Origin of the sequence: Acidovorax delafieldii 2AN (assembly GCF_000175235.1) — a bacterium.
GTDB lineage: Bacteria > Pseudomonadota > Gammaproteobacteria > Burkholderiales > Burkholderiaceae_C > Acidovorax > Acidovorax delafieldii_B.
The window spans coordinates 1-9,925 of record NZ_ACQT01000135.1 but is presented as its reverse complement, the minus strand read 5'-3'; the positions used below and the strand labels follow the sequence as shown (position 1 = coordinate 9,925).

Genomic DNA, 9,925 nt, shown 5'->3' with positions numbered 1-9,925 from the left:
CGCCCAACCCGCCCGCTCCGCCCAGCACTACGCACCAGTTGGGTGCACACCGCCCGCATCGGGGCTTCTCCTGCGGCGAAAGCAGGCATCGATTTTGCTGGGTACATGGCCAGGTGGCCGTGTCCGGCCCTTCGCTGCCCTTTCCCGCACAGGAGTTCCCATGAAGAAACGATCGTTCCTGCAATCCGCCATGTTGCTGGCCGCTGCCAGCACGTTCTCGCTGGCGCAGGCACAGGCCCTCACCCCTCTCAAGTTCCAGCTCGACTGGCGTTTTGAAGGCCCTGCGGCCCTGTTCCTGCAGCCCGTGGCCAAGGGCACCTTCAAGGCGGCGGGCCTGGATGTGACGGTGGATGCCGGCAACGGCTCGGGCGGCGCCGTGCAGCGCGTGGCCTCGGGCACCTACGACATGGGCTTTGCCGACCTGGCCGCCCTGATGGAGTTCCATGCCAACAACCCCGACGCGCAGAACAAGCCCGTGGCGGTGATGATGGTCTACAACAACACGCCCGCCTCAGTCATGGCGCTGAAAAGGAGCGGCATCGCCAAGCCCGCCGACCTGGCCGGCAAGAAGCTGGGCGCACCGGTGTTCGACGCCGGCCGCCGCGCTTTTCCGATCTTCGCCAAGGCCAACAAGGTGGGCAGCGTGCAGTGGACCGCCATGGACCCGCCCCTGCGCGAAACCATGCTGGTACGCGGCGACGTGGACGCCATCACCGGTTTCACCTTCACCTCGCTGCTGAACCTGGAAGCGCGTGGCGCAAAGGCCGCCGACGTGGTGGTGCTGCCCTACGCCGACTTCGGCGTGAAGCTCTATGGCAACGTGATCATCGCGTCTCCGAAGCTCATCAAGGAGAACCCGGCGGCCATCAAGGCCTTCCTGTCGGCCTTCACCAAAGGTGCCAAGGAAGTCATCGCCAACCCTGCGGCCGCCATCGAATACGTGAAGGCGCGCGACGGCATCGTGAACGTGGCGCTCGAAACCCGCCGGCTGCAACTGGCCATCGACACCGTGATCAACAGCCCCGACGCCCGCGCCGAGGGCTTTGGCCAGGCCAAGCCGGGCCGCCTGTCGCTGATGGCATCGCAGGTGTCCGATGCGTTCAACACCAAGACGCGTGTGAACGCCGACGAGGTCTGGAACGCCGCCTTTCTGCCCAGCACGGCCGAGCTGAACATCCTGCCCAGGAAGTAAGGCAACCACGACAACGTCTTCGCGAAGGCCCGCGTCCGAAGAAGGACGGGCCGCGACGTGCTTGGCTCAGCCATGGCCTGCGCCCGGGCGGGCGTGTGCAACGACACGCCCCCTGGGAGCGCAGGGCTCGATGGAATTGGCCAGGGTCGCATCACTATCAATTCAATAGCTGTATGCGCTCAACCAACAAGCGCCACAGGCAATTTCAACCCCTATTTCTTCCATGCAGGCTGCTGAATCCTACTTCGTGGACTTCCGCGACGTCTGGCTCGCGTACAACGACGAGCTGCGCGCCCAGAACCACTTCGCCGTCGAGGCCATCGACCTGCACGTCGGGCACGGCGAGTTCATCGCCATCGTCGGCCCCTCGGGCTGCGGCAAGTCCACCTTCATGAAGCTGGCCACGGGGCTGAAGATGCCGTCGATGGGCAAGATCCTGATCGACGGCCAGCCCGTGACCGGCCCGCTCAAGATCTCGGGCATGGCCTTCCAGGCGCCTTCGCTGTTGCCCTGGCGCACCACGGTCGACAATGTGCTGCTGCCGCTCGAGATCGTGGAGCCCCACCGCAGCCAGTTCAAGCAAAAGCGCAAGGAATACGAGACGCGCGCGCGCGCCCTGCTGCAAAAGGTGGGCCTTGCGGGCTACGAGGACAAGCACCCCTGGCAGCTGTCGGGCGGCATGCAGCAGCGCGCCAGCATCTGCCGCGCCCTCATCCACGAGCCCAAGATGCTGCTGCTCGACGAGCCGTTCGGCGCGCTGGACGCCTTCACGCGCGAAGAGCTGTGGTGCATCCTGCGCGACCTGCAGGCCGAGCAGAAATTCAATGTCATCCTGGTCACGCACGACCTGCGCGAATCGGTCTTTCTGGCCGACACCGTGTACGTGATGAGCAAGAGCCCCGGCCGCTTCGTCGTCAAGCGCGACATCGCGCTGCCGCGCCCGCGCGACCTCGAGATCACCTACACCAGGGAGTTCACCGACATCGTGCACGAACTGCGCGGCCACATTGGGGCGCTACGCCAGGGTGCAGGCAAAGCGGGCGCCCCCATCCCGCAATAAGAAGGCATCCCCACCATGCACAAGAAAACCGCAGAGCGCTGGTCCCCATGGATCCTGCTCGTCGCCATCGTCCTGCTGTGGCAGATCGTCTGCTCGGCCTTCAACGTTTCAGAGTTCATCTTCCCCAGCCCCTGGGCCATCGGTGTGCAGCTGGTGGAATTCGGCGACGTCATTGCCGGCCACGCCTGGCGCACCTTCTGGGTCACTATGGCGGGCTTCGGCATCGCCATCGTCGTGGGCGTCCTGCTGGGCTTTCTGATCGGCAGTTCGCGCCTGGCGTATGCCGCCGTGTACCCGTTGATGACAGCCTTCAACGCCCTGCCCAAGGCCGCCTTCGTGCCCATCCTGGTGGTGTGGTTCGGCATCGGCGTGGGGCCGGCCATCCTCACCGCGTTTCTCATCAGCTTCTTTCCCATCATGGTCAACATCGCCACGGGCCTGGCCACGCTGGAGCCCGAGCTGGAAGACGTGCTGCGCGTGCTGGGCGCCAAGCGCTGGGACGTGCTCACCAAGGTGGGCCTGCCCCGCTCCATGCCGTACTTCTATGGTTCGCTCAAGGTGGCCATCACGCTGGCCTTCGTCGGCACCACGGTGAGCGAGATGACGGCGGCGAACGAAGGCATTGGCTACCTGCTGATCAGCGCCGGCTCGTCCATGCAGATGGGCCTGGCGTTTGCCGGCCTGATGGTGGTGGGTGCGATGGCCATGGCCATGTACGAGCTGTTCAGCTGGGTCGAAAAGCGCACCACGGGCTGGGCGCACCGGGGCTCGCAAGGAGAATGACGGGCCCAATGCACGGCACGCCCCTGCCAGCAGGCCCCTGCGCCGTCGCCGGGGAGGCGGTGTGAGCAAATTTACGCCGATCCGGCATGCAGCGCTTGCCAGCCATGGGTTTTAAGCTCTTTTTTCTATAGCTATAGACACTGCAGACGACTGTGGAAAACCCCTGCCGCTATACTCGCCGCCCCGAGACAACAGGATCTCTTGGCATGCGGTTGGAAGGTTTTTTGCGCCCGCTGGCGCTGGTGGCTGGTGGGCTTCTTGCGGCGTGCGGCAGCGCGCCTCCCGCCAAGCCTGCCGCGGCAACCGAGCCAGCCGCCACCGCAAACGCTGCGCCTGCGGCGCCCCCCGTCAAGATCGGCATTGCCCTGGGCGGCGGGGCGGCCAAGGGCTTTGCGCACATCGGCGTGATCAAGATGCTGGAAGCCAACGGGTTTGCGCCATCCGTCATCGCCGGCACCAGCGCGGGCAGCGTGGTGGGTGCGCTGTATGCCAGCGGCATGAATGGCTTCGAGATGCAGGAGCGGGCCGTGGCGCTCGACGAAACCAAGATCCGCGACCTGCAGCTCTCGTCCGGCGGGCTGGTGCAGGGTCAGAAGCTGGAAGACTACGTGAACGAACAGGTGCGCCGCAAGCCGCTGGAGCAACTGGCCAAGCCCTTCGTGGCCGTGGCCACGCGGCTCGAAGATGGCGAGCGCACCGTGTTCGCGCGCGGCAACACGGGGCAGGCCGTGCGTGCATCAAGCAGCGTGCCCGGCGTGTTCCAGCCGGTCAGCATCGGCAAATACCACTTTGTGGATGGCGGCATCGTGAGCCCCGTGCCCGTGGATGCAGCACGCCAGCTGGGCGCTGACGTGGTGGTGGCCGTGGACATTTCCAACAAGGCCCGCGGCCAGTCGCCAGCCAACATGCTGGGCGCGCTGGGCCAGTCCATTGCCATCATGGGGCAGAAGCTGGGCCAGGCTGAACTGGCCCGGGCCGACGTCGTCATCCGCCCCCATGTGCTGGACATCGGCCCCGCCGAATTCAGCCAGCGCGCCAGCGCCATCGTCGAGGGCGAAAAAGCGGCCCTGGCCGCCATGCCGCAAATCCGCGAGCGCGTCGCCCAGTTGCAGGCCGAACGCACCCGGGCCGCGCAGCAGGCCCAGCAAAAAGTGATCGAGGCCGAGCACCGCGCCTGCATGGACAACCGCTCGCGCCTGCAGCGGCTGGCAGGCATGGCAGGGCTGGACGACGCCTGCCCCACCGCCGCCAAATAGCGCCAGGCGCGCAGTCCCCATGCCCTGGCACGCCCACCTGCAGCTCGACTACACCCTAGAGGGCGCCCGCAGCGTCGCCCGCTTCCAGCACAACGGCCCCCTACGCATCCTGCAAAGCCTGTACCCCGAAGGCGATAGCGTCTGCCACAACGTGCTGGTGCACCCACCCGGCGGCCTTGTGGGCGGCGACACGCTGGACATCACCGCCACCGTGGGGCCCGGAGCGCACGGCCTGGTCACCACGCCCGGTGCCACGCGCTTTTACCGGTCCACCGGCCCGCTGGCCTTGCAGCGCAGCCATCTCACCTTGGCAGAAGGCGCACGCCTGGAATGGCTGCCACTCGAAGCCCTGTGCTACAGCGCCTGCCGCGCCGAGAACCACCTCACTTTGAACCTTGCCCCCGGTGCCGAATGCATCGCCTGGGACGTAACCGCGCTGGGCCTGCCCCACGCAGGGCAACCTTTTGAACAAGGCCGCTTCACCCAGAACCTGGAAGTGCCCGGCCTGTGGCTGGAGCGCGGCGTGATCGACGCTGCCGATGACCGCCTGCTGAGCAGCCCGTTGGGCCTGGCGGGCCACCGCTGCATGGCCAGCCTGTTCTTTGCCGCAGGCACCCCGCTGGACCGCAACCGCCGCGACGCCGCCCTCGACGCCGCTCGCGCCGTGATGGACGCTCACCCCCAGGTCAAAACGACGGCAGGCGCCACCAGCCCCAACGGCCGCATGGTGGTGGTGCGCGTGCTGGCGCCGCAGGTGGAACCCGCGATGCAGTTGCTCAAGGCCGTGCGCGTGGCTTGGCGGGAGGGGTTATGGGGGCTGGAGGGAGAGGCGCCGAGGATTTGGGCGATGTAGGGTGGTTCGCCTGTAGCCAAGTGGAAAGTTCCTCTGCCCCCAGTCAGCGATCCATTCACAAACCTTGGACCCAGCCAGTTATGGGTAGAACTTGCGGATCAATGTTGCATCGCGCTGCACATCGCCCGGCAGCGATGTTGCCGCGTGCTACTACTGTCTGGAGACATATTCCCCCAATACCATTTCCGACTGGTGTGATGGCGACAATCAGGATCAGACCGCCATCTGGCCTCGATGCGGCGTTGATGCCGTCGTTGTTTTCAACGGACCACCCGACCAAGCTTGGCTGAAGGCGACCCACGCACGCGCCTTCGGTTTGGATTGAGCTTCAGCTTTGGGCCCACATCGGCCCTTCGATGCACCGCGTGCTTATGCCAACTTTGAATTGGCCAGTTGAGCTCGCTTGTGCCCATTTCGAACGGACCGGTCATATTCGCTAGAAAAGTGCATCCAACTTAGGGCCTGTTAACACAAACCGCGAAGACCATCCGCGACCAGCACAAAGCTGAGGAAGCCGAGAAACATGGCGTCGAGTTTCTCGAACCGAGAGAAGATTCGCCGATAGCCTTTCAAGCGCCGGAACAACCGCTCGACTTCATTGCGCCGGCGGTACATGGCCCGATCGTATTCCCACGGGTCAAGGCGTTTACGCGTTGGAGGAACGACCGGAATGAACCCCAAGTCCAGGGCCAATTGACGCGTCTCGTTGCCTTCGTACGCGCGGTCCATGAGCAGGTGAATAGGCCGACTCGTAGGCCCCAGGCTTTGCAGGAGGCGACGCCCTTCAGGGGCATCATGAGCCTGTCCAGGCGACAGGCTGAAAGTCACGGCCGTTCGAGCATCCGCGGCAACCAGATGAATCTTGGTGTTCCATCCGCCTCGGGACTTTCCGATGGATTGCGGGCCGTTTTTTTTAACGCACCTGCGCCGTCCGGGTGGACCTTGATGCTGGTGGAATCGAGCGAGACAGCTTCGATACGGATGCGCACCACCTGCTCTCGTTGCAGTTCCTGAAACATCTTGTCCAGCACGCCGGCTTTCTCCCAGCGACGCATGCGCGTGTAGATGGTGTGCCAGTTGCCAAATCTCTTGGGCAGGCCCCGCCATTTGCAGCCGTGTTCGGCCACGTAGAGCATGGCATTGACCACCTGCAGGTTGGACATGCTCACGTTGCCGCGTTGCGTTGGCAGGCAGTGTTCGATACGAGCAAACTGTTCGGGCGTGATTTCCATGCCCGTCAGTGTCACCCGTCAAGACCAATGTGGCAATTAGTGTTAACACGCCCTAGCTCTGCAAGGGTTTCAGGGTGACATCAAACGACTGGCGGTGCTGATCATTCAGGAGTTGGCACCAACAGCTCTTGGCCAATACGCGATGCCATGACCACGATTTGGCTGCTTGGCATATATACAGCTAAACTGTACAAATTCAACAACCCGTTCTCTCTTGATGGGAGCAGAAACGAAAGGTGCATATGGCGCATGAACGCAACAAGCAAGTGGTCAGCAGCTTCAATGTGCAGGTCATCCAGAATGGCCGTCGCGATGTTTTCGAGGCGCTGATGGCGGATGATTTTGTCAACCACTCCGCGCCTGCGGGAGCGCCGAATGGACCAATGAGCATGTGGAATACGTTCGACCAGGTTCTGCGTCCCGCATTGGCAGGACTCACCGTCACCATCCACGACCAAATCGCAGAAGGCGACAAAGTGGTGACGCGCAAGACCATCTCCGGGGTACATGTTGGCCCGCTAATGGGCATTCCCGCAACCGGTAAACCCGTCACCATCGATGTTATTGACGTCGTCCGGGTGACTGACGGGCGCTATGCCGAACACTGGGGTCTGAATACTCTGGCTGCGGCTCTGAACCAATTGCGCCAGAGCTAAAGGAATCATTCGCGTCGATACATCAGTAGACGCTTTAGCACACTCACCCCTTTTGCAAGGTCCTGCCGCTCTTGCTCAGATAGCTCTGCTGCGATAGCTGTTTCGATGTGAAGGCTACGCGCGTGTCTCGACAGGCGCACAAATTCCGTCCCAGCATGAGTCAGAGTAATCAATTGGCTTCGGCCATCGGCCGGGTCGGACATTCGCGCAACGAGCGACTCGCTCTCCAGTTGCGCGACCACCAAGCGCATGCTTTGGTGCCTTACGTTCCGATGCGCGGCAAGGCTTGCAATACTCATCGAGCCCTGGCGGTCAAGAATTCCTAGCGTTTCGGAACGCGCGGTAGAGGGTGTGCCTGCCTGGTCGCGGGTCAGCCGAACAAAATCCCCGACGACTTCGCGCAACGATTCAGCAAGGGCTTTAGGTGATGGGCTCAAGGTCTAAGAAAGAGTAACCAATGTTTCCATAGTATCGAAAGACTTCAATCCCGCAGCGTTTCCGATGCCAACGGCATCCACCGTGGCAGAGGGTTCGGCGGCCACTATGTGATGGTTGCGAATGTCCACAGCTGACCGCTAACGAACGGTGGCCAGTTCAAAGCCAACCGTTCGGATTTGGTTTTGGTTTGATCTAAAACCGGCGGGTTTAGCTAATTCAAACCGCAGCCACCGTTGGTATCTTCAACAGCCCATCCGCCTTGAACATAGCGCGAATCCCCCGCACCGCCTGCCGAATCCGCGCCTCGTTCTCGATCAGCGCAAAGCGCACGTACTCATCCCCCTGGTCGCCAAAGCCGATACCGGGCGACACGCACACCTTGGCCTTGTCCAGCAGCTGCCGCGCAAACTCCAGCGAGCCCAGCGCGCGGTAGGGCTCTGGGATGCGGGCCCAGATGTACATGCTGGCCTTGGGGCAGTCCACGGCCCAGCCGGCTTCGGTGAGGCCCTTGTAGAGCACGTCGCGGCGGCGCTGGTATTGGGCGGCAATGTCTTTCACGCACTGCTGGTCGCCCTCCAGCGCGGCAATGGCGGCCACCTGCAGGGGCGTGAAAGTGCCGTAATCGTGGTAGCTCTTGATGCGGGCCAGGGCCGCCACCAGGTCAGGGTTGCCCACCATGAAGCCAATGCGCCAGCCGGCCATGTTGTAGCTTTTGCTGAGGGTGAAAAATTCCACCGCCACGTCCTTGGCACCGGGCACTTCCATGATGCTGGGAGCGCGGTAGCCGTCGTACACGATATCGGCATAGGCCAGGTCGTGCACCACCAAAATATCGTGCTTCTTGGCCAGGGCGACCACGCGCTCGAAGAACTCCAGCTCCACGCACTGCGCCGTGGGGTTGCTTGGAAAGCCGAAGATCATCATCTTGGGCTTGGGGTAGCTGCCGCGGATGGCTTTTTCCAGTTCGGCAAAGAAGTCCACGTCGGGGGCCACGGGCACGCTGCGGATCTGCGCCCCGGCAATCACCGCGCCGTAGATGTGGATGGGGTAGCTGGGATCGGGCACCAGCACGGTGTCGCCCCGGTCCAGCGTGGCCAGCATCAGGTGTGCCAGGCCTTCCTTGGAGCCGATGGTGACGATGGCCTCGGTGTCGGGGTTGATGTCCACCGCATAGCGTTCCTTGTACCAGTGGCTGATGGCGCGGCGCAGGCGCGGGATGCCTTTGCTGGCGCTGTAACCGTGGGTGTCGGGCCGCTGGGCCACTTCGGTGAGCTTGGCGACGATGTGCGGCGGCGTGGCCCCGTCGGGGTTGCCCATGCTCATGTCGATGATGTCTTCGCCCCGGCGGCGGGCGGCCAGCTTGAGTTCGGCCGTGATGTTGAAGACGTAGGGAGGAAGGCGATCGATGCGCGCAAAGCGGCGCTTGCCTTGGGAAGCAGACATGCTGTGTGACTTTCACGTAAGCGCCCGGAACCGTCCGAGCGACGTGGCCGGCAGAAAGGCCAGCCCGCAGCCACTGTAATGCTGCAACGCAACAAGCGCAAGAGTGCGCCGTGCATGTTGCACCTTCCCCCCCGTGCGGGGGCGACCCGTTGCCCGGCGCAATGCACTGCAGGTGCGCGCGCATTACGATGTGCCCATGCACGCCCAACCGCCATCTTCTACGGTTTCCGCAGACCACCCTTTTGCCGAGGTGCAGGTCCTGGCCTTCGACATCTTCGGCACCGTGGTGGACTGGCACGGCAGCATCGTGCGCGAGATGCAAGCGCTGTACCCTGCGGTCGACGCCAGCGCCTTTGCGCGGGCGTGGCGTGCGGGCTACCAGCCAGCCATGGCCCGTGTGATGCGCGGAGAACAGGGCTGGACCCTGATCGACGACTTGCACCGCGGCATCCTGGACGACATCCTGCCGCGCTTCGGCCTGGCCCACTTGACCGAAGCGGAACGCCAGCACCTGAACCGCGTGTGGCACCGGCTGGATGCGTGGGCAGACAGCGTGGAAGGCCTGGCGCGGCTCAAGCGCCGGTTCATCATCACCACGCTGTCCAACGGCAACATCGGCCTGCTCACGCGCATGTCCAAGCGTGCCGGCCTGCCCTGGGATTGCGTGCTGAGCGCCGAGGTGTTCAAGGCCTACAAACCCAGCCCCGAGACCTACCTTGGCGTGGCGCGCGTGTTTGATCTGCCGCCCCGGCAGGTGGCGCTGGTCGCTGCCCACCACGACGATCTGGCGGCCGCGCGCGCCTGCGGCCTGCGCACGGCCTATATCGAGCGCCCCCAAGAGTTCGGGGCCGACCATCCCAAGGACGTGTCGCCCCAGCCTGGCAACGACATGCACTGCACCAGCCTCACGGCGCTGGCCGACCGGCTGGGCTGCTGACGCCCCGGCCGCACCGCCAAGGCGTTGCTTTCGCACCCTCAATCCCGCGCGGCGGGCTGTGCGGGCGAGGGCACC

10 protein-coding genes are annotated in these 9,925 nt (G+C 63.9%); 7 read left to right on the top strand and 3 right to left on the bottom strand.

Annotated features, from left to right (window positions below):
* Positions 1-160 precede the first annotated feature (160 nt).
* The 5 genes from ACDELDRAFT_RS14995 (at position 161) to ACDELDRAFT_RS14975 (ending at position 5,144) form a co-directional block, all read left to right on the top strand.
* Positions 161-1,192: an ABC transporter substrate-binding protein gene (locus tag ACDELDRAFT_RS14995; protein ID WP_005798282.1), complete on the top strand. Its 1,032-nt coding sequence runs from the start codon at positions 161-163 to the stop codon at positions 1,190-1,192.
* A 223-nt stretch (positions 1,193-1,415) separates the two neighbouring features.
* Entirely contained in the window at positions 1,416-2,252 is an 837-nt protein-coding gene (locus ACDELDRAFT_RS14990; protein WP_005798280.1) for an ABC transporter ATP-binding protein, read from the top strand.
* Between the two features lie 15 nt (positions 2,253-2,267).
* Entirely contained in the window at positions 2,268-3,035 is a 768-nt protein-coding gene (locus ACDELDRAFT_RS14985) for an ABC transporter permease (protein ID WP_005798278.1), read from the top strand.
* Positions 3,036-3,241: 206 nt separating this feature from the next.
* On the top strand, positions 3,242-4,291 hold the full coding sequence (locus ACDELDRAFT_RS14980; RefSeq protein WP_005798276.1) for a patatin-like phospholipase family protein: 1,050 nt from the start codon (positions 3,242-3,244) through the stop codon (positions 4,289-4,291).
* Between the two features lie 19 nt (positions 4,292-4,310).
* The gene (locus ACDELDRAFT_RS14975) at positions 4,311-5,144 is read left to right on the top strand and encodes an urease accessory protein UreD (protein WP_005798275.1); all 834 of its coding nucleotides are present in this window, start codon (positions 4,311-4,313) and stop codon (positions 5,142-5,144) included.
* A gap of 465 nt (positions 5,145-5,609) precedes the next feature.
* On the opposite strand, the gene ACDELDRAFT_RS14970 is transcribed toward ACDELDRAFT_RS14975, so the two are convergent.
* Positions 5,610-6,376 (bottom strand): IS5 family transposase gene (locus ACDELDRAFT_RS14970; RefSeq protein ID WP_100084451.1). Its coding sequence is split into 2 segments (ribosomal slippage): positions 5,610-6,061 and positions 6,061-6,376, totalling 768 coding nucleotides; the frame shifts between segments, so codons are not numbered across the junction.
* A gap of 242 nt (positions 6,377-6,618) precedes the next feature.
* Between ACDELDRAFT_RS14970 and ACDELDRAFT_RS14960 the strand changes: the two genes are divergently transcribed.
* Positions 6,619-7,032, top strand: a complete 414-nt coding sequence (locus ACDELDRAFT_RS14960; RefSeq protein ID WP_005798269.1) for an ester cyclase — start codon at positions 6,619-6,621, stop codon at positions 7,030-7,032.
* A gap of 5 nt (positions 7,033-7,037) precedes the next feature.
* Here the strand turns inward: ACDELDRAFT_RS14960 and ACDELDRAFT_RS24210 are convergent, their stop codons facing one another.
* Complete coding sequence (locus tag ACDELDRAFT_RS24210; protein ID WP_157764939.1) at positions 7,038-7,469, bottom strand: MarR family winged helix-turn-helix transcriptional regulator; 432 nt, start codon at positions 7,467-7,469, stop codon at positions 7,038-7,040.
* Between the two features lie 217 nt (positions 7,470-7,686).
* Positions 7,687-8,913 carry an alanine transaminase gene (alaC, locus tag ACDELDRAFT_RS14955; RefSeq protein WP_005798267.1) on the bottom strand — a complete coding sequence of 409 codons (1,227 nt, stop codon included), beginning with the start codon at positions 8,911-8,913 and terminating at the stop codon, positions 7,687-7,689.
* Between the two features lie 196 nt (positions 8,914-9,109).
* Between alaC and ACDELDRAFT_RS14950 the strand changes: the two genes are divergently transcribed.
* On the top strand, positions 9,110-9,850 hold the full coding sequence (locus tag ACDELDRAFT_RS14950) for a haloacid dehalogenase type II (RefSeq protein WP_005798265.1): 741 nt from the start codon (positions 9,110-9,112) through the stop codon (positions 9,848-9,850).
* Positions 9,851-9,925 lie beyond the last annotated feature (75 nt).

Coding starts and splice junctions, on each gene's coding strand:
- ACDELDRAFT_RS14980 (WP_005798276.1), top strand. CDS start 3,242: ATGCGGTTGGAAGGTTTTTTGCGCCCGCTGGCGCTGGTGGCTGGTGGG.
- ACDELDRAFT_RS14975 (WP_005798275.1), top strand. CDS start 4,311: ATGCCCTGGCACGCCCACCTGCAGCTCGACTACACCCTAGAGGGCGCC.
- ACDELDRAFT_RS14960 (WP_005798269.1), top strand. CDS start 6,619: ATGGCGCATGAACGCAACAAGCAAGTGGTCAGCAGCTTCAATGTGCAG.
- ACDELDRAFT_RS14990 (WP_005798280.1), top strand. CDS start 1,416: ATGCAGGCTGCTGAATCCTACTTCGTGGACTTCCGCGACGTCTGGCTC.
- ACDELDRAFT_RS14950 (WP_005798265.1), top strand. CDS start 9,110: ATGCACGCCCAACCGCCATCTTCTACGGTTTCCGCAGACCACCCTTTT.
- ACDELDRAFT_RS14995 (WP_005798282.1), top strand. CDS start 161: ATGAAGAAACGATCGTTCCTGCAATCCGCCATGTTGCTGGCCGCTGCC.
- ACDELDRAFT_RS14985 (WP_005798278.1), top strand. CDS start 2,268: ATGCACAAGAAAACCGCAGAGCGCTGGTCCCCATGGATCCTGCTCGTC.
- alaC (WP_005798267.1), bottom strand. CDS start 8,913: ATGTCTGCTTCCCAAGGCAAGCGCCGCTTTGCGCGCATCGATCGCCTT.